Genomic DNA, 22,440 nt, shown 5'->3' on the forward strand with positions numbered 1-22,440 from the left:
CTCGTTAGGCGTACAAAAATGAAGGTGCCTTCGCGCGATGATGCGTAGCCTCGTTCACCGACGATGAATCACGAATCGCACTCGCTCGTGCTGACCACCGACTACCGCGTGCCGGACCCGACGCGGGTATGGCCGTTGCTGAATCGGCGACGTGACGGTCTTGCCGCGCTCGGGGCGCACCACGTGTTCGTCTACACCTCGACCACCGATCCCGAACGCGTATTGGTGACAATCGCGTTGCACACCCGCGAGCCGGTTGCCGAACTGTTGAGGTCTCGCACGTTCTTCGGCTGGTTCGATGCCGTCGGTGTCGACGACCTGCCCGCGGTGTTCGCGGGTGAGCTGATCGAACGGTTCGACATCACGGCTGATGGCTCCGCTCCGCCAGGTGTCGTCATCGTCGGCTTCACCGTCGTCGATGATCCGGACAGGTTCCGATTCCATATTCGCAACACGCGAGAGTTGTTCCGCAAGGCGGGAATTCGCCGGGTAATGATGTTCGAAGCCTTCGACGATGCCCACGAGATCATGTTTCTGCAGGAGCTTGCCGACGAGGACAGCGCTCAGCGCTGGCTGCACCGGCCCGAGACTGCCGCCGAATGGCTCTCCGATGCGGGTGTCGGCGCCTATCCGCCGGTGTTCGTCGGCAGGCTCGCGCACGCGATGCGCATCGACGATGCCGGCCGGGACGACGCCTGATGTATGTGTGCCTGTGCCTCGGCGTCACCAGCGACACGGTCAGGCGGGCGGTGGAGGCTGGGGCGTCGACGTCCAAACAAGTTGCCGACGTGTGCGGAGCCGGGTCGCAGTGCGGCCGGTGCCGGCGCACCGTACGCGCGATCATCGACTCGTTCACACCGAAGGACTACTGAGTCAGGTAGACGCCGACCACCCATACGACGGTGGCCATCAGCGCACCCGCCAGTTCCACACCCACAGATAGCGCAACGCCTTTCAAAGCGTGCACGGTCGACGTCCACGCCACCCGCTGATCTCGGTGTCGGGACAGCTCGGCCAAATAGATGCCCAGCACGAATCCGATCACCAACCCGAGCACCGGGATCACGAAGAAGCCGATGATGCCGAGCACGCCACCGGCCACCAGGCTCCACGTGCCTACCTCGGCCGCCCGCATCCGCCGCGCCGGCCACAAATACTTGATCAGCGTGGTGGACCCGAGCAGCGCCGTCACCACACCGAGCGTTATCCAGGCCGTGACGTTGTTCTCGACGATGGCCCAGACCGCTATCGCGCCCAACACCAACAGACTTCCCGGCAGCAGCGGGACCACGATGCCGATCAGGCCCACGGCGATGGCGACCGCGACCAGGACGATCCCGCCGGTGCTCACGCGCCGAGCTGTTCGGCGAGGTCGACAAAATCACTTGCGGCGAAGTCGAATTCGCCATTCTCGACCCTGGGTGGCCGACGGCCGGGACCGTGCTCCAGCGGCCGGGCGACGTACGCGGTCATCAGGCCCGCATCACGGGCCGCCCTGAGGTCGCTGGGATGCGCGGCGACGAGCATCAGTTCATCCGGCGCGACGTCGAGCAGGTCGGCACAACCGAGGTAAGCCTCGGGGTCCGGCTTGTAATGGCGGAACAGCTCCGCGGATATGACGCAGTCCCACGGCAATCCGGCCCGCTTGGCCATGTTGGTCAGCAGCGACACGTTGCCGTTCGACAGCGTCGTGATGAGGAACTGCTTCTTCAACCGGGTCAGGCCGGCGACCGAGTCCGGCCATGGGTCGAGCCGGTGCCAGGCGCGGTTGAGCTCGTCGACCTCCTCACTGCAGATCGACGTGACACCGGCCGCGCCCAGCAGCTCCTCGAGGATCATCCGGTGCAGGTCGTCGATCCTTGTCCACGGAAGGTCACCGCGACGCACTCGGTCCATCGCCGGGGCGTATCCCGCCCGCCAGTCGTCGGCGAATGTGGGCCAATCCTGTTGCACGCCATGGCTTCGGCCGAACTCCTCGAGCTCGCCGGTGATGCTGGATCGCCAGTCGACGACGGTGCCGAACACGTCGAAGGCCAACGCCCGCGCAGTCATTACGGCTCCAGGACCATCTTGCCCTGCACGCCACCGCTGGCCAGCGTCTCCAACGCTTCCGCGCCCTTCGCCAACGGAAACCGCACCGGCGGAGGCGGTCGCAGCCCGGCTTTGACCAATTCGGTGACTCCGAACTCGAACACCGACTGGGACCCCGGCTTGCGGTTGACGTACTCCCCGTATCCGACGCCGACGACCGCGACGTTGCGCAGCAGCAGCCGGTTGACCTTGACGGTCGGGATTCCACCGGCAGCGAAGCCGATGACCAGCAGCCGGCCTTCGGTTGCCAGCGCCCGGATCGCGTCGTCGAACGCCTCGCCGCCGATGGGATCGACGACGAGGTCGACGCCGTGGCCGCCGGTGTGTTCCTTCACCGCCTCGAGCCAACCGTCGGTAAGCGGCAGCACAACGTCTGCGCCCAGCGACTCCACGAACTCTGTCGCGTGCGGCCGGTGCACCATCGCGATCACCTTGGCGCCCAACGCCTTCGCGATCTGGATGGCCGCAGTGCCAACGCCGCCCGCCGATCCCAGCACCAGTACCGTCTCCCCCGGGCGCAGCGCGCCACGGCGGGCCAGCGCGAAATACATCGTCTGGTAGTTGCCCAGCAGCGCGACGGCCTCGGCGTCGTCGACGTCATCCGGCGTGTGCTTGAGGCTGGCCGACGGCACCGCCACTTGTTCAGCCCACCCGCCGAGCATCGAGAGCGCCGTCACCCGTTGGCCCGGTTTGAACTCCGACTCGTACGGCGCCGATCGCACCACCCCGGCGACCTCCATACCGGGGATGAACGGCGGCTCGAGCCGCAGCTGATACTCACCCCGCAGCAGCAGCAGGTCGGGGAAGCTGACCCCGGCGGCACCGACATCCACGACGATGACGTCATCGCCGCCCACATCATCGACGTCGGTGTAGACCAGCCCCGATGGCCCAGAAAGCTCCTGCGCGACAAGCGCTTTCATCTACGAGTCAGCCGAGGCTGAAGGTGGCCTGCTGCGCAGCCGACAGGTCGTCGATCTGGGCCCACTTCGCCGCGACGTCGTCGACGCTTGGCACGTGATCGAACGTCACACCCTCGTTCTGGAACAGCGCGGTGCGCTGCACCTTGCCTCCACCGACGATGAACACCGACGCGCTGTCCGGCACTTCCTCGCTCATCAGGTAGCCCACCACTGGTGCGACGTACTCCGGCGTCAGCTTCTCGAACACCTCAGGTGGCAGAATGTCCTGCGTCATCCGGGTCGCAGCGATCGGCGCGAGCGCGTTGGTCTTGATGTTGTACTTCGCGCCTTCTAACGCCAGCGTATTGATCAGGCCAACCAGCCCCAGCTTGGCAGCGCCGTAGTTGGCCTGACCGAAGTTGCCGAAAAGCCCACTGGTGGAGGTGGCGACGACGACGCGGCCGTAGCTCTGCTCGCGGAAGTGCGGCCAGGCGGCGCGGATGACGTTGTAGCCGCCATACAGGTGCACCTTCAGCACGGAGTCCCAGTTGGCGAACTCCATCTTGTGGAACGTGCCGTCGCGCAGGATGCCCGCGTTGGAAACCACGCCGTCGATCTTGCCGAACTCATCCAGAGCGGTCTTGATGATGTTCTGCGCACCGTCGGACTCGGCCACGCTGTCGTAGTTGGCCACCGCCCGGCCACCGGCTTCCTTGATTTCGTTGACCACCTCATCGGCCATCGAATGTCCGGCGCCGGTACCGTCACGTGAACCGCCGAGGTCGTTGACGACGACGCTGGCGCCGTCTTTGGCGAGCGTCAACGCGTACTCGCGCCCCAGCCCGCCTCCGGCCCCGGTGACGACGATGACACGATCCTGCACTCCTGGCACTGGTGTTCCTCTCCTCAATCGGGCCGGCGCTTGGGGTCAGAACAGCTTGCGCGCCAGCTTCCACGCCTTCTCTGTATACGGGGGATAGATGAAGGCGCCGAGGTCGGGTCGGGTTGGCTTGGTCATCACCGACTTTTTGTGGCTGAACTGCTCGAAGCCGAACCTGCCGTGGTAGGCACCCATACCCGACGGCCCGACGCCGCCGAACGGCAACTTGTTGGTCGAAAATTGGAACAGCAGATGGTTGATCACCATGCCGCCTGCCGACACCTCTTTGATGACCCGTTCGCGAATGCTCTTGGTCTTCGTGAACAGATAGGCGGCCAACGGCTTCGGCCTCGAGTTGACGAAACCGATTGCGTCGTCGAGGGATTGGACTGTCATGATCGGCAGAATCGGACCGAAGATCTCGTCGGTCATCAACGGTTCGGCGGGGTCGGGATCGACGACGACGGTGGGCTGAATGGACATCTTCGACGCGTCCGAACCGCCGCCGATGACGACCTCACCCTTGGTCGCCGCAAGGGAGGTGGTCAGCCGGTCGAAGTGCCGCTGGTTGACGATCCGCTTGCCGCCCGAATTCTGCGACTCGAACGTCGTTACGGCGTCTTTGATCTTGTCGACGAGCTCGTCACGGATCTTCGCGTCGGCCAGCACGTAGTCCGGTGCGATGCAAATCTGGCCGGAGTTCATCAGCTTGGTCCAGGCGATTCGCTTGGCCGCGACGTCGATGTCCGCGTCCGCGGACACGATCACCGGGCTCTTGCCGCCGAGCTCCAAGGTCACCGGGGTCAGGTGCGGTGCGGCGCCTTCGTAAACCTTCCGGCCGATCTCGGTGCCACCCGTAAAACAAATGTGGTCGAATCCCTGCGCGATGAGCTCCTGGCTGACTGAGCCGTCACCCTCGACCACTGCGATTGCGTCGTTGTCGAGGTAGCGCGGCACCAGCTCGGCCATCAGGGCCGACGAGGCCGGACATACCTCCGAGGGCTTGAGGACGACGGCATTGCCTGCAGCGATGGCACCAACGGCGGGTCCCAGCGTCAACACGAAGGGGAAGTTCCACGCACCGATGACCAGCACCGTGCCGTAGGGCTCATACTCGACCCAGCCCCGACCGGGCAGCTGTGACATCTCCAGCAAGCGGTACTTGCGGCGCATCCACTTGCGGACGTTCTTAGCGGCGTCCTTGGCCTCGCCCGCGGTGCTGGCGATGTCGGCCAACCATGCCTCGAACGGCTTGCGGCCCAAATCCTGCTCGAGCGCCGCGGCGACGGCCGCCTCGTTCTCGAGCATCATTCTCTCAAGCGCCTGCAGCTGCTGCTTGCGCCAGTCGAGATTCTTCGTGCGGCCCGTGGCGAAGGTTTCCCGCAGCCGCCGAACGATGCCTGCAATGTCGGGCGTGGCAATGACGGGCTCGTGAGGGCTTGGAGCCGCTTGGCCGGCGACATTGGACAGAGATTCGGTGGTCATGGTTGGTGTCCTTCCTGACCCGAGGAATAACCGATCGTAACCAACCGGTTGGGTCGCCCAGAAGGCCCAACTTGAGCGGAGCGAAATGCGTGTTTTCAGCCGTGACGAACGTCAGCAGGCTTGAACCTCAAGCACCTCTAGCGCTTCACCGCCGTGACGAACGTCGAAAACGGGTCGCCGTCGGTCTGCGCAATCTCGACCGCACGGCCGAGGCGATCCATCTCTTCACGTGAGGAGGTCGCCATCGAGGCCCATCCGTGTTCGGCAAGCCAAGCCGCGACGTCGGCGCGGTCCGGGTCGCTGTACATGAGCTCCTGCACATCGAGCGTGCTTTCCATGCCGAACTGTGCCGCGATCCGTTCGAACCGCTCCCGCATCTGCGCGCGTCGTTCGTCGGACTGCACACCCATGGTCTCCGCCGCGATGTGGCTGCCTGGCGCGCTCAGCGCGGTGATGTGCTCGAAGAGCCGATCCTGTGCTTCTGCGGGCAGGTACATCAGCAGGCCTTCGGCCAACCAGGCCGTCGGCGCGCTTGCGTCAAAACCGGCCTGCTGCAGGGCGTTCGGCCAGTCGAAGCGTAGATCCATCGGGACCGCGCGACGCACTGCCCTCGGAGCCACCCCGTGCTCATCCAATGTGGCCGACTTGTACTCCAGCACCTTTGGCTGGTCGATCTCGTAGACCGTGGTGCCCGCCGGCCATTGCAGGCGGTAAGCACGCGAGTCCAGGCCGGCAGCGAGGATGACGATCTGGCGGATACCCGCCGTGACGGCATCGGTGAAAAAGGCGTCGAAGAAATGAGTGCGCACCGCCTGATAGGCGCCCATGTGCTCGAAGACCGCGGCGGCTTCGGTGTCGGCGTCGGCGAGCTTGGCGACGAACTTGTCGTCGAGCATGAACTCCCACGCGCTGGTGCCTGCGCCGGCCACAAGCACCTTGGCGTACGGGTCACGGATCAGCGGGTTGGGCCGCTCGGTCTCGGCGGCGCGGGCCGCGGCCACCATGACTGCGGTGGATCCCACGCTCGTGGCGATGTCCCAGGTGTCGTCGTCGGTACGCAACGAGCTCATCGAAGCTCTCCATCCAGCCGCGTGCGCGGCAGCACAGTCAAATCGAACATTCCGTTCGCAATGCTACCGAAAAAGTTAGTATAGCTACATGAAATGTGCGCTAGTTCACGGTGCCTATTGGTGCAGCTGCCAGAGCTTGTTTGCCATCAACAGCTCGAATTTGTGCACAACAGCGCCGAGGTCGTCATGGTCACCGACGAAGCCCGCGTAGAAGCCCATGCCCCACATCACCGCCACCAACATCTCAACGAGATGGTTGACGTCGGTGTCGGTGGTTAGCTCGCCTCGCTCGATTGCGTCCTTGACCGCCCACGTAACGAAGTCACGCGAGTTCGTCAAGGAGTCGTGCTCATCGTTGCTGAGCTCGGGATGACGCTGCGACTCCAGCACGGAGGTGACGAGAAAGGCTGCTGCAGAACGATCTTCGGAGTCAGCCTGCATTGTGGCAGCGAAGTACGCCGACAGCCGGCCGATCAAACTGGTCTCGCTCTCCGCCCGCGCCTTGCCCGCGCTAACTACCATCGCATTGGTTTGCTCCACGACCTCGGCCCACAAAACGCCCTTGCTCGCGAAGTAATGGTTGATCGCCGGTCGGGTCAGATCGGCGCGGATCGCGATCGCCTGAAACGTGGCAGCGTCGTATCCGAGTTCGCTGAACACCTCGCGAGCGGCTTGTACGATGCGCTCGCGCGTCTCGGCAGCCTTCGCTGCAGGAGGACGCCCGGGTCCACGACTCGCCGTGTGTTGCGGCACGGTCAAATTGTGCCACAGCTCACTGGGCCGTCAGGGAGGTGGGCACCCGCAACGACGTCGGCATGTCGTTTCAGCAAACGACAACGCTCCACGCGGACAAGAATCCTCGCCCGGCTTCGCGACTCCGCGCACAGCCGTCGGCGACGTCGAACTAGGGTGCAAACCCATGGCGGGCGTCGTTTCGCGTGAGTCGTATTTCGAGACCGGCCTCGACGTGCTGTCGGATCTGGGCTACGGCGGCCTCAAGCTGGCCGAGGTGTGCAATCGGCTCGGCGTCACCACCGGCTCCTTCTATCACTACTTCTCCGGCTGGCCGGCCTACACCTCCGAACTCGTCGCGCACTGGATGCAGGCCCGCACTGTGCAGGTGATCGAGGCGGTGCGCGCCGAGCCGGATCCGCGCCGCCGCATCGACTCGCTCATCCAGGCCGGGTTGACCCTGCCGCACGGCGCGGAGGCGGCGATCCGCGTGTGGAGCTCGGTGGACCCCCAGGTGTACGGGATTCAGGCCGTGGTGGACCAGCAGCGCTTCGACATCATGTACGAGTCGGCCTTCGAGATTCTGCAGCACAAGAAGCAGGCAAAGCTGTTCGCGGCGTGGGGCGTCTATCTGCTCGTCGGCTTCGAGCAGGCCACCCTGCCGCGCGACACCGATGCACTGGAATGGATCGCGGGACAGCTGCTCGACGCGCTCGACTCCGGCCGATTCGCTTCGGTGCCCACCGGTGACTAGCGCGGCAGGCGACACCGACCACGACCACGACCACGACCCGGTCGATCACGTCGTCTCACTGCTGCGCGAACGGCTCTACGGAGCGATCTCCTGCTTGGCCACCCGGCGAGCTCAGCGTCATCGCACTACTTGCAGTGCGCCGGACCCACCTGTCGTGGTGGCAGCAAGCGATCACGGTCGCGGGTCTGATCGGCGTCGGCGTCGTCGTGGTGGGTGTCAAGATCATTGCGCATTGACATGACCGGCTTATGGCACCGAGTGGCGAACCGGGTCCAACAACGCGACCCGGAACACGACGCCCTGCGTCGCGCCACACGGGCCGCCATCGTGCTGCCGATCGCGGCCGCGGTGAGCTTCGCGGTCGGAGGCGGCTCGCAGACGCCGTTGTTCACGATCTTCGGCTCGGTGGCGCTGTTGATCCTGGTGGACTTCCCGGGAAACCGCCCTGCCCGCGCGCTGGCGTACGGCGGGCTGGCGATCAACGGCGCCGTGCTGATCACCGTCGGCACTCTGGTGGCGCCCTATCCGTGGGTGAGCGTCGCAGCGATGTTCGTGCTCGGAGTCGCGGTGACGTTCGCCGGGGTTCTCAGCGAAATCATCGCCGCCGGCCAGCGGGCCACACTGCTGCTGTTCGTGCTGCCCGCGTGCACGCCGGCAGGCCCCATACCCGAACGGCTACTGGGCTGGGCCATCGCGTTGGCGGTGTGCGTTCCCGCGGCGTTGTTCCTGCTGGCGCCTCGCCACCACGATGAGCTCCGCCAGCACGCGGCCGCGGTATGCCGCGCGTTGGCGGACAGTCTGGAGGGCGCCGCGACGCCGAAGGACGTCACGCGCGCGATGAACGCGTTGTGGGACAACTTCATCGGCGCCGACTACCGGCCTGTCGCGCTGACGGCGGGAAGCCGCGCATTGGTGCGCGTGGTCGACGACCTCGGCTGGTTGTCCGACCGAATCACCGGGGAGAGCAGTCGCCTACTCGGGGATATGCAGGCGCCGATCGTTCGAGTGCTGCGTGATTCGGCCGCGGTGTTGGTCAGCCCGAACGTCACACAACGCGCGGCCGGTGCGGTCGATTTGAACGCCGCTCTGACCGAGCTGCGGGTCATCGCGCAGGGCCGGTACCGCGACGACATCGTCGAGATCCTCAATGAAGGTGACGACGACGCCGCGGTCGCGGTCGGTCGAAAGCTATTGGGCCGACGTACGTTTTCCGCCACTGTCGGAGTGACCGGTCGTCTGATCCGTAACGCCGCGGCCGCCGACGCGCGTCCGGTATGGGCGCGCGTGCTCGGCCGCCGCCTGCCGGAAACCGGCACCGCCGACTGGGTGATGCCGGAAACCGTGGCCGTAGCCGCGATCACCAAGGGCTTCTTTGCCACGCGAGCAGTGGTGCTACGCAACAGCTTTCGCACCGGTTTCGGCCTCGCGGTCGCCGTCGCCGTCACGCACCTGTTTCCGGTTCAGCACGGCTTCTGGGTGGTGCTGGCGGCGATGTCGGTGCTGCGCAGCAGTGCATTGACGACCGGCACGCGGGTGCTTCGGGCCGTGACGGGCACGGTGATCGGGTTCCTGTTGGGTGTCGTCGTCATCGAATTGGTCGGTGTGGACCCGATCGTCATGTGGATGTTGCTGCCAGTAGTGGCGTTCGGTTCCGCGTTTGTTCCCGAGGTCGCGTCATTCATCGCCGGCCAGGCTGCGTTCACCATGATGGTCCTGATCAACTTCAACCTGATCGTCCCGACGGGCTGGAGTGTTGGCCTGATCCGCGTGGAAGACGTGTTGGTCGGCGCGCTGGTCGGGGTGATCGTGTCGATGCTGCTGTGGCCGCGCGGCGCGACGGCGTTGGTATCCAAGGCGATCGCCAATGCCCGCACCGTCGGCGCAACGTTCTTGAAGGCGGCGGTGCGGCGAGTGACGCGTGGCGCTTCGGAGGAGGCGACAGACCGCGTCATCGCGTTGAGCCACTCCGCGCTCGAGGCGTCACGCACGGTGGATGACGCAGTGCGCCAGTATCTTTCGGAAAGCGGCGGCAAGACGGACTTCCGTGCGCCGGTGATCACTGCGGCCAACCGTGCGATCCGGTTGCGGGCGGCTGCGGAGTTGATCGCCGACGTCGTCCCACCGCCCCTCGCGGTCTATGCCAAGACACGCGAAGTGCTCGAGACACATACCGAGGCGGTATGTGAGCGGCTGCTCGGTACCGGCGCCGGCCAAGCCCTGCCGCCGATCAGCGACGACTTCGTTCTCGCGCTACGCGCCGAGGCCACCGGTGGCGACTTGGCGATTTCTGCGGCACTGCCACTGGTCACGGTTGCGGCCAACGTCGGCGAACTGGAGCTGCTCTATCCGAAGGGCGGCAAGGCATTGGCAGCGGGCTAGCCGATCGGCCGGTGCGGCATCAGCGCATTCGGCGGGATCACACCGAACTTGCCGGCATTGAAGTCGTCGAGTGCCTGGATCAGCTCGGACTTGGTGTTCATCACAAACGGCCCGTAGTGGACGACGGGCTCGCGGATCGGCTTGCCGCCAAGGATCAGCACCTCGAGCGTGGGCCGGTTCGAGTCCTGACCGCGGTCGGCGGCCACGCTGATCCGGTCGCCGGGGCCGAGCACGGCCAGCTGGCCCTGATGAATCGGATGATCGACGGGTCCGACGGTGCCGTGACCGGACAACACGTACACCAACGCGTTGAACTCGCGGTTCCACGGCATGTTCAAACGGGCGCCGAGCTCAATCGTTGTGTGCACCAATGCAATTGGGCTATAAGTTGCGCCGGGACCCTGATGGCCGTCGATCTCGCCGGCGATGATGCGGACCAGCGCTCCACCGTCGTCCGACGACAGCAGCTTGACCTGGTTGCCTTCGATCGCTTGGTACCTCGGTGCCGCGAACTTGTCCTTCCGGGGCAGATTCACCCACAGCTGGATGCCGTGGAACACCCCACCGCTCTCCACCAGCTCGGCGGGCGGTGTCTCGATGTGCAGAATGCCCGACCCGGCGGTCATCCATTGCGTTGCGCCGTCGGTGATGAGCCCGCCGCCGCCGTGTGAGTCCTGGTGCGCGAAGCGACCGTCGATCATGTAGGTGACAGTCTCGAATCCGCGGTGCGGATGCCAGTCGGTACCTCTTGGTTCGCCGGGCTGGTACTCGACCTCCCCCATCTGGTCCATGTGGACGAACGGGTCGAGGTCGGCGGTGCCGACTCCGGCGAACGCGCGGACGACGGGGAATCCTTCGCCCTCATAACCGCGGGGGCCGGTGGTGATCGACCGGACCGGGCGTTCCGTCTCGGACGGCGCGGACAGCCCTATCCGCGGAAGTGTGAGTGTTTTGGCGGTTACTGCTGGCATCGGTACCTCCCATGTATCCAGAGCCACCTCGTATAACCGGACCGTGGTCCGATTATTCCTTTGGCGCGCTCCGTGTAGGCGCGGCAACCACGCTTTGCCTCCGGCCGGTGCTATGAACGGGCCATGAGCAGTGAATGCCGCGAGTGCCTGGCGGGGCTCGAGCACTGCCACGGCACCGTCATTCACCACACCCGATATCGCACGGAATGCACCGAGGACGACTGCGTCTCCCCCGAAGTGGTGCACGCGTTCGTCATCGACTGCGACGCGATCGGCTGCACATGCGGCGACGTCGTCGCTCTCGCCATTTGAGGGCTCGGCCCTCGTCGCTATTTGAGGGCTCGGCCCTCGTCGCTATTTGAGTTCAGCCCATCGGGTCGGCGGACTGCAGCGCATCTTCCACCGGGTGTACGTCGGGCTCGGGGTAGAACGGCGGCATGTGTGTTCCCCACTGCACACAGCTCCACCGCCCGTCAGTGATCGGTGCCAGCACGACGGTCTCGGCGTTGGCCAGGTGATGGTCGAGGGCGAAGCTGCCCTCGACGCCCGCCAGCACCGCCGACACGAGCCGGATCGCCGCGCCGTGGCTGACCACCACGATGTCGCCATGCCACTCGTGGTCGTCGAGGTGACGCATGCGCAGTTGTGTCAGCACCGGTACATAGCGGTCGAGCACTTCGTCGGCGCTTTCCCCGCCGGGCATCGGCACACCGAGATCGCCCTCGTGCCAACGCTGGTAGACCGTCTCGAACTCGGCGATCGCGTCATCGTCGTTGCGATCCTCGAGATCGCCCACCTGGACTTCATGAATGCCATCGAATTCGTGGGTCTGCAGCCCCAGTTCCTCGCCGATTTCTGCGGCGGTCTGGGCGGCGCGGACCGCGACCGAGTGGACGAGCATCGCGGGGCGGTGCGGCAGTTCGCGGGCGAATGTGCGGGCCTGGTCACGGCCAAGGTCGGTCAGCTGCGCGCCTGGGGGCCGCGTGTCGAGCCGGCGTTCGACGTTGCCGTGTGTTTGTCCGTGCCGGACCAGCACCAGCCGTCCGCTCACGGCTTTCCCTTCCTCAGCCGGTCCAGCCATTGCGACGCTTCGTCCAGAGGCGGCGGCGTTGCACCCGCCGCCGACCCGGTTGGCCACGACCCCAGATATCGCACATCTACACAACGACGATGCAGCGCTCTGAGTGCCTCGGCGACCGCGTCGTCGTCGATGTGCCCGACACAGTCCAGGAAGAAGACGTAGGTGCCTAATTCGGTTCGTGTGGGCCGAGATTCGATGCGGGTGAGGTCGATGTCGCGGATGGCGAATTCGGTCAGCGCCGATACCAGCGCGCCGGGTACGTTGTCGAGGCGCAAGACGACAGATGTGCGGTCAGCGCCTGTACGCTCCGGCGGCGGCCCCGGCGGCCCGGCCAAGACGAACCGCGTGCGCGCGTTGGGTTCGTCGACGACGTCGGTCGCCAGTGCGGTCAGGCCGTTGCGTTCGGCGGCCAGCGCGGTGCTCACCCCCGCGTCAGCGCGGCCGTCGGCCACGTCGTGCGCTGCCGCCGCGTTGGAGTTCGCCGGTACGAGTTGCGCCTTCGGCAGATGGTGTGCCAACCAGTTGCGCACCTGCGCGGCCGCGACCGGGAATGCCGCGACCGTTTTGACGTCCGCGGCCGACGTGCCCGGCCGGACGGCGATCGTGAACGACACGTCGAGGGTCAGTTCGCTGAAGATCTGCAGTGGCGTCCCGCTCGCGAGCGTGTCCAGCGTCGGTACCACCGACCCCTCGATGGAGTTCTCGATCGGCACGCAGGCGTAGTCGGCGTCGTCGGACCGGATCGCGGCGAGTGCGGACTGGGTGCTTTCGGTCGGGATCGGCGTGATCGTCGCCGGCTCGGTCGGAATCAGACCGTGCGCCGACATCTTGAGCATGGCCGCCTCGGTGAAGGTCCCTTCCGGGCCGAGGTAGGCGATGCGGGGCACATTTCAACCCTATCGGGTGTCGGCGCCCCGCCCCGGTCATCGCTTCGGGAAGCCTTGCGCTTCGCCGCGTCTGAAGTTAACTTAGGCTCACCTACTTTTAAGGAGGCGGCGTTGATCACTGCAGCGGCACCGACGACGGCTGAGCGGATCCGCAGTGCATGCGTGCGGGCGTCCGGTGCGATGCTCGTCGTCGAGGGTGCGGAACCGACCGCCACGCCAGTGCACCACCTACTCGACGACGGCTCGTTCGCGATCACCGTCCCACCCGACACGGCGCTGGCCGACATGGTCATTGACGCGGGATGCACCGGCGTACAGGCGGTGCTCGAGATGACCGACTACGCGCCTGTGCCGGTGCGTGAGCCCGTGCGTTCGCTGGTGTGGATCCGCGGGCACCTGCACACCGTCCCCCTCGACGAGGTCGCTGCCCTGCTCGACCTGATCGCCAAGGAAGATCCCAATCCCGCGCTTCTGCAAGTCAATTCAGGACCCGCCCAGTCCGACGAAGACGTCCGCTACACGCTGATGCGGCTAGAGATCGGGTCGGTGGTGGTCGCAGATTCCACTGGTGCCGAGTCGGTCGCGGTGGGCACGCTGCTGGGAGCGCAGCCGGACCCGTTCTGCGCGATGGAGTCCTGCTGGCTGCAGCATCTGGACTCCGCGCACCGCGAGGTGGTCGACCGGCTCGCGTCGCGCTTACCGGCGTCGCTGCGCCGCGGTCGAGTCTGGCCGCTGGGCCTGGATCGCTACGGCGTACGGCTGCGAGTGGAAAACGATGACGGCGACCACGACGTGCGGCTGCCGTTCGCAAAACCGGTCGACGATGTGACCGGGCTCAGCCAGGCAATCCGCGTGCTGATGGGCTGTCCGTTCCTCAACGGCTTGCGCGCGCGCCGCCTCTAGAACGACCGCCCGCTACCGTATCTCCGGTGACCGTGGCGCCCGACGAGCTGACTGTTGCGCAGCGGCGTGGGCTGCGGATCGAGGTTTACGTCGTCCTCGCGGTCACGTTCGGCCTGTCGGCCTACACCGCCCTGCTGAAGTTGCTCGAAGCGGTCATTCTCGGCCTGGCCGGGCAGAAGATCGCGCTGAACCCGCGGCGCTCGCCGATCGACCTGATCGATCTGGGCCTGAACCTTGCCGGGGTGTTTCAGCTTCTGGCGTGGGGTTCGCTTGGCTTATATCTGCTGTGGCGCAGCGGCTTTGGCCCAGCCCAGATCGGCTTGGGTCGGCTGCGCTGGCGCTCCGACGTGCTCGGCGGCCTCGGTCTGGCGGCGCTGATCGGACTGCCCGGTCTTGGACTCTATGTGGCCGGGAGGCTGCTGGGGTTGAGCGTGTCGGTGGTCCCCACGGAACTCACCGACACGTGGTGGCGCATACCTATGCTGCTCGCAGTGGCGTTCGCCAACGGGTGGGCTGAGGAAGTGATCGTCGTCGCATTCCTGATCACGCGGCTACGCCAATTGAACGTCAACCCGTTGGCCGCGGTGCTGGCGTCAAGCATCCTGCGCGGTGCGTACCACCTGTATCAGGGCTACGGAGCGGGCCTGGGCAACATCGCGATGGGACTGGTTTTCGCCTACGTCTGGCTGCGCACCCGCAGGCTGTGGCCGCTGATCATCGCGCACGGGCTGATCGACGCGGTGGCGTTCGTCGGGTACGCACTGGCGGCCGAGCACCTGAGTTGGCTGCCGTAATCGCGGCCCTCGGCCACGTAGATTCTCATTTGTGGACGATCACCGCCCGCGTGCCCAGAGGCCCGACCCCCGGGCACGCCAGGAGCCGTCGCAGGTGATCCGTCGCGACCCGAACTACCGGCCGCCGCCCGCATGGCCGCCGAACCCGCCTTCTCCCCCGCGGCGGCCCGCACCGCCTCCCCCGCCACCGCCGAGGCCACCGCCGGTGATGCCCCGGCAACAACCGCCGGCCACCCCGCCACAGGCGAAAAAGCCTCGCCGCAAACGGCATTGGGGCCGCATCCTGTTGGCGGTCGTCATGGTGTTCATCGTCGCGGTCGTGGCCGGCGGCCTGTGGATGGACTCGTCGCTGCGTCGCATCCCGGCGCTGGCCGACTACCCGGAACGCCCGGCGGAGGGCAAGGGCACCACATGGCTTCTTGTCGGCTCAGACAGCCGTCAGAACTTGACGCCTGAGCAGCAAGAGGAACTCGCCACGGGCGGGGACATCGGCAACGGCCGCACCGACACCATCCTGCTGGTGCATGTCCCGGCGATCGGGTCGAGCACGCCAACGACCATGGTGTCGCTGCCACGTGACTCGTACGTCTCGATCCCTGGGTACGGCGAGGACAAGATCAACGCCGCGTTCTCCTTCGGCGGCGCACCGCTGTTGGCCCAGACCGTCGAACAGGCCACCGGGATCCGGCTCGACCACTACGCGGAAATCGGATTCGACGGCTTCGCCGTCATGGTCGACGCAGTCGGCGGAGTGACCATGTGCCCCACCGAGCCCATCAGCGATCCGCTCGCCGGAATCGATCTGCCGGCCGGCTGCCAGAAACTCGACGGCCGCAACGCACTCGGATACGTGCGGACCCGCGCAACCCCGCGTGCCGACCTCGACCGGATGATCAATCAGCGGAACTTCATGTCAGCCCTGCTGCATCGTGCCGCCGGCCCCGCCGTGCTGCTCAACCCGCTGCGCTGGTACCCGATGGCGCACGCGGCCACCGGCGCGCTGGCGGTCGATCAGGGCGCCCACATCTGGGATCTGACCCGGCTGGCGTGGGCACTGCGGGGCAACATCACCACGACGACCGTTCCGATCGGCGAATTCACGGGCAGCGACTCAGGGTCGGTCGTCGTCTGGAACAGCGATGCCGCAGGACAGTTGTTCGGCGCGCTGTCGTCGGACTCGCCGGTGCCGCAGGACGTGCTCGACGCCGCTGCGCAACGCTAGCTAGTCGCCCCTTTCAGCCCGTTCTGCAACCAGTCCTTGGTGCGGCCGGGGTGGTTCGTCGCCACCCAGGCGACGCCGACGTCACGGCAATAGCGGACGTCCTCGTAGTGATCGACCGTCCAGCAGTATAACGCCCGTCCCTGGGCGGCGGCCCTGTCGACCAACTCGGGGTGCTCACGCAGCGTCGCGATCGACGGCCCGACGGCGGTCGCGCCGACCGTGGTGGCTGCACTGCCGCCCAGATAGCGCGACGTCTCGCCGAGCAGCACGGTCGGCAACATCGGCGCCGCACGCCGGATCCGCCACACCGCGGCCGCCGAGAAGGACATCACCACCGCACGCGACAGGTCAGCCGACGCCGGCGACGCAATGCCGTACCGGTGCAACAGAGCCAGCACCTTGCTTTCCACAAGCGCCCCGTATCGGACGGGATGCTTGGTCTCGATGAAGATCTTGACCGGCCGACTCCAGTCCAGGACCAAGGCGACGAGATCATCGAGCGTCAACAGGCCGGTGTTCCCCTGACTGCCGTCGGCGCGCCAACTGGGATGCCATGAGCCGAAATCCAATTCGCGTAGTTGCGCCAGGGTCATCTCGCTGACGAGGCCACTGCCGCTCGAGGTTCGATCGACCCGGCGGTCGTGTACGCACACCAAGTGCCCGTCACGGGTCAGTCGCACATCGCACTCGACGCCGTCGGCGCCCTGGGTCAGCGCCAGTTCATACGCCGCCAGCGTGTGCTCCGGACGTTCGGCCGATGCGCCCCGGTGAGCCACCACGAACGGATGGCCGGCGAGCGTGCCGTCGCCCGAGTTCATACGGCTATGCTGCCGGGTTCTGCCCTTCGGACTCAACCGCAGCGGCGGGTTCCGGTTCGGCGACGTGTGGATTTTCGGCGGGCGTGGCCTTCTCGTCGGCGACGATTACCCAGCGCTTGGCCGCCCGTTCGACGGGCTGACGCTCGAAGCCAAGGAACACCTTCATGACCAGAAGCACGGCAGCCAGCGCCAGCAGGTAGGCCACGATCGTCGTCACGGTGTTGTCGGCGATGCCCTGCGAATCGGTAGCGAAGCTCGTGGCGATCGACCACCCTGACACCGCCGTGCTGGCCACCCAGACCAGCCACCACACCACGATCGAGCGGCGCAGCCATTCCAAGCGTCCCTCGACACCGGCCAGCTCGATCACGAAGACGGGTGCCCACAGCAGGTTCGACAACGGCAATAGACATCCCAAGCGCAGGGCCCAAGTAGGACGGTGCTCGGCGAGCCCGTGGCGTGCGAATGCCGCGGCCCGTCGTGCGATCAGCCAGTTCGTCAACACCACGGCACTGGCCACGACCGTGAAGACCGCGAGCACGCTGACCGCAACGCCGAGCCACGTGGCCACACCGGCCACCCACGGGTTCAGCAGCACGCTTCGATTCACGATGAGCAACGCGTAACGCACCACATGCACCAGCGCCGCGATGCCGAGCACCATGATCGTCGCGATCAACGTCCCCCGCACCATCGCCGGCGACGGCCCATTGCGCGGAGCCGCCTGAGGTTGTTCGGTGGTGTCGAAGTGGTCGCTCAACCCCCAACGAGGGATCACGCCATAGCGCGGGGTGGGGCCCAGGGGCCGGCGGCGCATGCGCGGCGGCGGAGCCATTCCCGGTCGCACCGCGATCCAGCGGTAGCCCGGGGGCAGCCGCGACGGAGTTCTCTGCGTACTCGGGGTCAGCGCGGGCGCCGACGGACGGGCGCTCCACTCCGAACCGGCATCGGGACCCGACGGCGGCAGCAGTGTGCCGTTGCAGCGCGGGCACCACACCCGGCGCCGATCCCGCACGTTCCACCGCGTTCGGCACGCGGAACACACCTGGATCATTTCGCTCCTCGCGTGCGCGCGATCATCCGACCAGCCTAGCGACGGTTCTTCAGACGACGCCGGCGTCGCCGTTATCCGTGATCACCGGACGCCCCGCGCCCGCCCAGGCTTGCATCCCGCCGACGACGTTGAGCGGCGTATAGCCGTTGTGTGCCAGGTACTGCGCGACCCGTTGCGATCGCCCACCGACCTGGCACACCACGAACAACATGGCGTTCGGGTCGAGTTCGGCGAGGCGCGAGGGAATCTGGCCCATCGGGATATGCCGCGCGCCCGGTGCATGGCCACGCTGCCACTCGTCGTCCTCACGCACGTCGAGCAGCACGACCGATTCGTCGAACGCCGACGGAACATCGCCGATCTGTGCCTGCACGACCTCTAGTTCGTCCACCTCCCCATGCTGACACGGCGGCACTGGCAACACACCGGCATGCAGGTCGCGAGGGCCCGGTCTGTGCTCCGTCAGCAATGCAGCGCTATCCACAGTTTCCACAGATTCATCCACAGGCCGCCATCGGCGGAAACCCCGCGTGAGCCGCTGAATCTGTGTGGTCGCTGAAATTTACTGTGCATAACCTGGCGTCGTATCGGCCAGCTGATCAACAGGGCAGGTCTGGCTGAGCGAAATGGCTTGATGGACTAACTTTTCAGCCCCGCGCCGACATGCGCGGTGCATTTGCTGATTCGTTCTCGGCTCGGCGCGCACATGCCTGCACCGATTTTCACGCGGCCACAGGAAGGGCTATGATCACCGTCACACGAGACGTTGTGATGGATCTCACTGGGGTAGGGCATCGATCTTGCAGGTCAGGAGCGTTTGATGATGGCGTCGCATCCGATGGGCCCGGGTTCTGCTTTGCCGCCTTCTGAATGGCACGCCTCCGCGCATGCCTATACGCGCGGACAGCTCATGGCTTGTATGCGGGCCGGCGTTATAGCGCTCATCCTGCTGGGCATCCTCGCGCTGATCGTCTTGTTCTGAATCCCCTGCACGCTGCCGGGTGAGTGCGCCAGACGCGCCCTATCGAGACGACAAAACGGGGCCGCCACATTGGGCGACCCCGTTTCACGGTTATGAGTTCAGGCGGCGTTCTCAGGCAGGTGGGTAGACGCCCATCTGCTTGGCCTTGTCGGTCTGCCAGAAGATGTCGGCGATCTCGTCGATCGTCTTGAGCAGCTTCTCGGCGACGGCGACGTCGAGCGACTTCTTGACATCGCCCGCACCGTGCACCCCGTCCCAGAACAACTGGTGCAGATTCGGGAACTGCTCGAAGTGGTCCTTGGCGAAGAAGTCCGCCCACAGCACCATCAGGTGATGCTTGACCTCCTCGGCGCGCTGCTCCTTGATGATGATCGCGCGAGTCTTGAAATGTTCGTCGTCGGAGTCGTGGTACTTCTGAAGAGTCTTCAGGCAAGACAGCGCTTCGATCTTGGCCTGAGCGGGGTCATAGACGCCGCAGTACAAGTCGCAGTGAGCATGGGCAGGGGTGGCGTTCGCGAAGAGTCGATGCAGCATGGCCCTAACTTACCCTTTGGGCATGCGCCGCAACCATCCTCTACGAGGCTGGCCGCTCCGCCGGTTCGCCGTCGTCGAGGACTCGATGCGTCCGGCGCTGCGCCCCGGTGATGGCCTGCTCGCGCTGCGCGGCGGCACCCCCCGGCGCGGTCAGTTGCGTGTGTTCCCTGACCCGACACTGCCTTCGAGGTGGCTCGTCAAGCGCGTCGGCGACGTGCGCGGCGCCGGTCGCGGCACGCAATTCGAGGCCCGCTCGGACAACCCCCAAGCGCCCGGTGTCGTCGACTCCCGGCAGTTTGGCTGGGTGCCTGCGGCCGGCTCCTACCATGTGGTCTGGACCGTGCGAGGGCAGTAATCCCGCCCGGCCTTCTACGTTAACTCGCTGTTAGCACTCGTGTCGTCTTGCGTGCCAGGCCTCATCTACCGCATCCTGAGCGAATCGACCCACAGGCGTGTCGGGGGGAACGAATCCGAACACCGATGGCGCGGAGGCGAAATGGAGATGGGGTCCGGTCGGGCGATTGAGATCGCCCCGTTTCATTCACGTGGATCACTCAAGGGTTTCGTGGTATCCGGCCGGTGGCCCAATTCGACGAAAGAATGGGCGCAGCTGTTGATGGTCGCCGTGCGCGTTGCGTCGTTGCCTGGATTGCTCGCCACCACAACTATTTTCGGTGCGCGGGAAGAATTGCCAGACGAGCCGGAACCCGGCACCGTCGGGCTGGTGGTCGCCGAGGGCACCGTAGTCGGTGAATCTGCGGTTCCGCCAGGCTATTTCGCCGATCACCAGCCGCCCGCCTTGTTGATGTTGCATCCGCCGTCGGAAACCATGCCGTCACTGCCGGAATGCATGGGCGCTGCATCGGGCTGTGTGCTGCTGCCAGGCCTGCCGCACCTGGGCCTGGAACATCGGGCCGCATGGGTGGAGGCTGAATCCGACGGCACAGTGACCTCGATGGTGAGCCGGGTCGGCGTCGACCCCATCAGCCACCCCGACACTGCGATCTTGGCCATGCTGCTTGCGGCATAAGGCTTTTCGAAGCATTTGATTCGACCTCGGGAACGCTCGATTCGGGCACCCGAACTTGCTTGGCCGAGTGGCGCGCGCATTCAACGGCCGCTATCGTCGATGACGTCAGCGAAGGGGAGTAGCCCCCAATCGTCGTGTCGACATACTGGCGTACAGCCCGGCCGGCGAACCGCAACGCGGTGGGCGAGACCTTCGACCGAAGCCTGACGGACCGTGAGCTTCTGGCCCGTCGGCGACGCGTCGAAAGGTCGTTTCCATGCTCACCGCAGCTCTGGTCAGTCTCTCCGTGGTCTTTGTCGCCGAGTTGGGCGACAAGTCCCAGTTGATGACGATGACCTACGCGCTCCGCCATCGCTGGTGGGTGGTGCTCTCCGGGGTCGGTATCGCCTCGTTCATGGTGCACGGCCTCTCGGTGACCATCGGCCACTTCGTCGGCCTGACACTGCCGGAGCGGCCTATCGCATTCGCCGCCGCGATTGCCTTCTTGCTGTTCGCGGTGTGGACATGGCGCGACGGCCACAAAGGCGGCGACGATGCGGCTCGGCCCGTCGCCGAGCCTCGGCACGTGCTGCTGGCTGTCATCTCCTCGTTCGTCCTGGCTGAACTTGGCGACAAGACGATGCTTGCCACCGTCGCCCTGGCCAGCGACCACGACTGGGCCGGGGTGTGGATCGGAGCCACTGTGGGCATGGTGCTGGCCGACGGCGTGGCTATCGCAGTGGGTGCGGTGATGCACAAACGGTTGCCTGAGCGCTTCCTTCACTACTTGGCCAGTGTGCTGTTTCTGCTATTCGGATTGTGGTTGCTCTTCGACAGCGCGTTCGGCTTGAAGTGGGTCGCCGTAGCGGTCACCGGGTCGGTCGCTGCCATGAGCGCTATCGCCGTCGCCGTACGGCTGATCGCCAGGCGCACCGGGCATCTGCAGGAGCTGGCACCGCTCGAACCGTCGTCGGAGTGATCCAGACCACTAGCTGGCTACTGTCGGTCGAACGACTGACCTGGCTTACCCAGTCGCTGCGCTAACCTCACCACGTGCTATGGAACCCCGCCGGGGGGCTCCTACGACCTGTTTCGACCCCGTGACTAGCAAACGCGCGATTTCGCCTGTTGGCGCGTGATCTCCGTTGCCGGTGGTGAACATCGCGATTCCTGTGACGATTGCTGACAAACACATAGGAAAGTCACGGGCACCCAGGCGTTATTATTTGCTTCAGCGCACCGTAGTATGACGGTGCCGGAGCCCACCGACAACGCCGTTTAGACCTGTAGCGGCACACTGAAACGAAAAGGCGGGTTAACTTTTCCGCGGTTTGCACTTGGTTGTGGGCACAAGTCTCGCTACGATGATCAGCAAATACGCCGCCTATAAACCCGCTCGACCATCATGTGGAGGTCAAATAGATGAGCAACACGTTCGCCGCCCGCCTAAACCGGCTGTTCGACACGGTTTACCCTCCTGGTCGCGGCCCTCATACGTCGGCTGAAGTGATCGCCGCCCTCAAGGCTGAAGGCGTCACGATGTCGGCTCCGTACTTGTCCCAACTCCGCTCGGGCAACCGAACCAACCCGTCGGCCACCACCATGGCCGCCCTTGCCAACTTCTTCCGTATCAAGCCGGCCTACTTCACCGACGACGAGTACTACGAGAAGCTCGACAAGGAACTGACGTGGCTTGCGAATATGCGCGATGAGGGTGTTCGCCGTATTGCGGCACGCACCGTCGGGCTGTCCCCGGAGGCGCAGCAGGACATCGTCCAGAAGGTTGATGAACTGCGTCGCAGGGAGCACCTGGACGATTAGCCCGTCGCTCGCCGCAACGCGGCGTCCGGCGAAGTCGTCGTCCCCGCCTTTGGTTGGGGACGACGACAACT

At 65.7% G+C, this 22,440-nt stretch carries 27 protein-coding genes; 13 read left to right on the top strand and 14 right to left on the bottom strand.

Translation table 11 applies throughout. The features are described 5' to 3' along the window. Nucleotides 1-63 precede the first annotated feature (63 nt). Both VJV41_RS15275 and VJV41_RS15280 read left to right on the top strand, forming a co-directional pair. Nucleotides 64-699, top strand: coding sequence for a fatty-acid--CoA ligase (locus VJV41_RS15275; protein ID WP_325335100.1), 636 nt, complete (start codon nucleotides 64-66; stop codon nucleotides 697-699). Then, on the top strand, nucleotides 699-872 hold the full coding sequence (locus tag VJV41_RS15280; RefSeq protein WP_325335102.1) for a (2Fe-2S)-binding protein: 174 nt from the start codon (nucleotides 699-701) through the stop codon (nucleotides 870-872). Before VJV41_RS15275 ends, VJV41_RS15280 begins: the two co-directional genes overlap by 1 nt. Here the strand turns inward: VJV41_RS15280 and VJV41_RS15285 are convergent. The 7 genes from VJV41_RS15285 to VJV41_RS15315 all read right to left on the bottom strand — a co-directional run bounded on the left by VJV41_RS15285 (nucleotide 866) and on the right by VJV41_RS15315 (nucleotide 7,181). Then, nucleotides 866-1,351 (bottom strand): DUF456 domain-containing protein, encoded by a 486-nt coding sequence (locus tag VJV41_RS15285; protein WP_325335104.1) that lies wholly within the window; start codon nucleotides 1,349-1,351, stop codon nucleotides 866-868. The genes VJV41_RS15280 and VJV41_RS15285 overlap by 7 nt on opposite strands. Further along, nucleotides 1,348-2,052: a haloacid dehalogenase type II gene (locus VJV41_RS15290; RefSeq protein WP_325335106.1), complete on the bottom strand. Its 705-nt coding sequence runs from the start codon at nucleotides 2,050-2,052 to the stop codon at nucleotides 1,348-1,350. The genes VJV41_RS15285 and VJV41_RS15290 overlap by 4 nt, the downstream gene beginning before the upstream one ends. Further along, on the bottom strand, nucleotides 2,052-3,014 hold the full coding sequence (locus tag VJV41_RS15295; RefSeq protein ID WP_325335109.1) for an NADPH:quinone oxidoreductase family protein: 963 nt from the start codon (nucleotides 3,012-3,014) through the stop codon (nucleotides 2,052-2,054). The genes VJV41_RS15290 and VJV41_RS15295 overlap by 1 nt, the downstream gene beginning before the upstream one ends. A gap of 7 nt (nucleotides 3,015-3,021) precedes the next feature. Further along, nucleotides 3,022-3,885 carry an SDR family oxidoreductase gene (locus VJV41_RS15300; RefSeq protein WP_325335110.1) on the bottom strand — a complete coding sequence of 288 codons (864 nt, stop codon included), beginning with the start codon at nucleotides 3,883-3,885 and terminating at the stop codon, nucleotides 3,022-3,024. Between the two features lie 36 nt (nucleotides 3,886-3,921). Next, the gene (locus VJV41_RS15305) at nucleotides 3,922-5,358 is read right to left on the bottom strand and encodes an aldehyde dehydrogenase family protein (RefSeq protein WP_325335112.1); all 1,437 of its coding nucleotides are present in this window, start codon (nucleotides 5,356-5,358) and stop codon (nucleotides 3,922-3,924) included. A 137-nt stretch (nucleotides 5,359-5,495) separates the two neighbouring features. Continuing rightward, nucleotides 5,496-6,428 carry a class I SAM-dependent methyltransferase gene (locus VJV41_RS15310; protein ID WP_325335114.1) on the bottom strand — a complete coding sequence of 311 codons (933 nt, stop codon included), beginning with the start codon at nucleotides 6,426-6,428 and terminating at the stop codon, nucleotides 5,496-5,498. A gap of 114 nt (nucleotides 6,429-6,542) precedes the next feature. Continuing rightward, nucleotides 6,543-7,181, bottom strand: a complete 639-nt coding sequence (locus VJV41_RS15315) for a TetR/AcrR family transcriptional regulator (RefSeq protein ID WP_325335116.1) — start codon at nucleotides 7,179-7,181, stop codon at nucleotides 6,543-6,545. Nucleotides 7,182-7,347: 166 nt separating this feature from the next. On the opposite strand from VJV41_RS15315, the gene VJV41_RS15320 reads away from it, so the two are divergent. Continuing rightward, nucleotides 7,348-7,914 carry a TetR/AcrR family transcriptional regulator gene (locus tag VJV41_RS15320; RefSeq protein WP_325335118.1) on the top strand — a complete coding sequence of 189 codons (567 nt, stop codon included), beginning with the start codon at nucleotides 7,348-7,350 and terminating at the stop codon, nucleotides 7,912-7,914. 237 nt (nucleotides 7,915-8,151) lie between these two features. Then, nucleotides 8,152-10,293, top strand: coding sequence for an FUSC family protein (locus tag VJV41_RS15325; RefSeq protein ID WP_325335120.1), 2,142 nt, complete (start codon nucleotides 8,152-8,154; stop codon nucleotides 10,291-10,293). Here VJV41_RS15325 and VJV41_RS15330 read toward each other — a convergent pair. Further along, the gene (locus VJV41_RS15330; protein WP_325335122.1) at nucleotides 10,290-11,264 is read right to left on the bottom strand and encodes a pirin family protein; all 975 of its coding nucleotides are present in this window, start codon (nucleotides 11,262-11,264) and stop codon (nucleotides 10,290-10,292) included. The two genes, VJV41_RS15325 and VJV41_RS15330, sit on opposite strands and share 4 nt — an antisense overlap. A gap of 123 nt (nucleotides 11,265-11,387) precedes the next feature. Between VJV41_RS15330 and VJV41_RS15335 the strand changes: the two genes are divergently transcribed. After that, the gene (locus VJV41_RS15335; RefSeq protein ID WP_325335124.1) at nucleotides 11,388-11,576 is read left to right on the top strand and encodes a hypothetical protein; all 189 of its coding nucleotides are present in this window, start codon (nucleotides 11,388-11,390) and stop codon (nucleotides 11,574-11,576) included. Between the two features lie 52 nt (nucleotides 11,577-11,628). Here the strand turns inward: VJV41_RS15335 and VJV41_RS15340 are convergent, their stop codons facing one another. Then, nucleotides 11,629-12,315, bottom strand: coding sequence for a histidine phosphatase family protein (locus tag VJV41_RS15340; RefSeq protein ID WP_325335126.1), 687 nt, complete (start codon nucleotides 12,313-12,315; stop codon nucleotides 11,629-11,631). Further along, nucleotides 12,312-13,232, bottom strand: coding sequence for a prephenate dehydratase (pheA, locus tag VJV41_RS15345; RefSeq protein WP_325335128.1), 921 nt, complete (start codon nucleotides 13,230-13,232; stop codon nucleotides 12,312-12,314). Before pheA ends, VJV41_RS15340 begins: the two co-directional genes overlap by 4 nt. Nucleotides 13,233-13,346: 114 nt before the next feature. Between pheA and VJV41_RS15350 the strand changes: the two genes are divergently transcribed. From VJV41_RS15350 to VJV41_RS15360, 3 genes are read left to right on the top strand one after another with little or no spacing between them, the layout of a single operon-like run. Then, the gene (locus VJV41_RS15350; protein ID WP_325335189.1) at nucleotides 13,347-14,135 is read left to right on the top strand and encodes a DUF2470 domain-containing protein; all 789 of its coding nucleotides are present in this window, start codon (nucleotides 13,347-13,349) and stop codon (nucleotides 14,133-14,135) included. Nucleotides 14,136-14,161: 26 nt separating this feature from the next. Further along, nucleotides 14,162-14,929, top strand: a complete 768-nt coding sequence (locus tag VJV41_RS15355; protein WP_325335130.1) for a CPBP family intramembrane glutamic endopeptidase — start codon at nucleotides 14,162-14,164, stop codon at nucleotides 14,927-14,929. Between the two features lie 31 nt (nucleotides 14,930-14,960). Further along, complete coding sequence (locus VJV41_RS15360; RefSeq protein WP_325335132.1) at nucleotides 14,961-16,151, top strand: LCP family protein; 1,191 nt, start codon at nucleotides 14,961-14,963, stop codon at nucleotides 16,149-16,151. On the opposite strand, the gene VJV41_RS15365 is transcribed toward VJV41_RS15360, so the two are convergent. Genes VJV41_RS15365 through VJV41_RS15375 form a run of 3 tightly spaced genes read right to left on the bottom strand, consistent with a single transcriptional unit; the run spans nucleotide 16,148 to nucleotide 18,414 of the window. Then, nucleotides 16,148-16,969, bottom strand: coding sequence for a glycerophosphodiester phosphodiesterase (locus VJV41_RS15365; protein WP_325335134.1), 822 nt, complete (start codon nucleotides 16,967-16,969; stop codon nucleotides 16,148-16,150). The genes VJV41_RS15360 and VJV41_RS15365 overlap by 4 nt on opposite strands. 4 nt (nucleotides 16,970-16,973) lie before the next feature. Further along, nucleotides 16,974-18,023 (bottom strand): DUF4328 domain-containing protein, encoded by a 1,050-nt coding sequence (locus VJV41_RS15370; protein ID WP_325335136.1) that lies wholly within the window; start codon nucleotides 18,021-18,023, stop codon nucleotides 16,974-16,976. A gap of 49 nt (nucleotides 18,024-18,072) precedes the next feature. Further along, nucleotides 18,073-18,414 (bottom strand): rhodanese-like domain-containing protein, encoded by a 342-nt coding sequence (locus VJV41_RS15375; protein WP_325335138.1) that lies wholly within the window; start codon nucleotides 18,412-18,414, stop codon nucleotides 18,073-18,075. A gap of 429 nt (nucleotides 18,415-18,843) precedes the next feature. Here VJV41_RS15375 and VJV41_RS15380 point away from each other — a divergent pair, with 429 nt between their 5' ends. Further along, entirely contained in the window at nucleotides 18,844-19,005 is a 162-nt protein-coding gene (locus VJV41_RS15380; protein WP_325335197.1) for a hypothetical protein, read from the top strand. A gap of 111 nt (nucleotides 19,006-19,116) precedes the next feature. Here the strand turns inward: VJV41_RS15380 and sodN are convergent, their stop codons facing one another. After that, complete coding sequence (gene sodN, locus VJV41_RS15385) at nucleotides 19,117-19,539, bottom strand: superoxide dismutase, Ni (RefSeq protein ID WP_325335140.1); 423 nt, start codon at nucleotides 19,537-19,539, stop codon at nucleotides 19,117-19,119. Nucleotides 19,540-19,561: 22 nt separating this feature from the next. On the opposite strand from sodN, the gene VJV41_RS15390 reads away from it, so the two are divergent. The 4 genes from VJV41_RS15390 to VJV41_RS15405 all read left to right on the top strand — a co-directional run bounded on the left by VJV41_RS15390 (nucleotide 19,562) and on the right by VJV41_RS15405 (nucleotide 22,369). Continuing rightward, on the top strand, nucleotides 19,562-19,894 hold the full coding sequence (locus VJV41_RS15390) for a S26 family signal peptidase (protein WP_414684965.1): 333 nt from the start codon (nucleotides 19,562-19,564) through the stop codon (nucleotides 19,892-19,894). A gap of 141 nt (nucleotides 19,895-20,035) precedes the next feature. Further along, nucleotides 20,036-20,569, top strand: coding sequence for a peptidase (locus VJV41_RS15395; RefSeq protein WP_325335142.1), 534 nt, complete (start codon nucleotides 20,036-20,038; stop codon nucleotides 20,567-20,569). 256 nt (nucleotides 20,570-20,825) lie between these two features. Beyond that, a complete protein-coding gene (locus tag VJV41_RS15400) occupies nucleotides 20,826-21,527 on the top strand; it encodes a TMEM165/GDT1 family protein (RefSeq protein ID WP_325335144.1) in 702 nt (233 codons plus the stop codon). Between the two features lie 443 nt (nucleotides 21,528-21,970). After that, nucleotides 21,971-22,369 (top strand): helix-turn-helix transcriptional regulator, encoded by a 399-nt coding sequence (locus tag VJV41_RS15405; protein ID WP_325335146.1) that lies wholly within the window; start codon nucleotides 21,971-21,973, stop codon nucleotides 22,367-22,369. Nucleotides 22,370-22,440 lie beyond the last annotated feature (71 nt).

It is taken from the genome of Mycobacterium sp. (assembly GCF_035274705.1).
Classification (GTDB): Bacteria; Actinomycetota; Actinomycetes; order Mycobacteriales; family Mycobacteriaceae; genus Mycobacterium.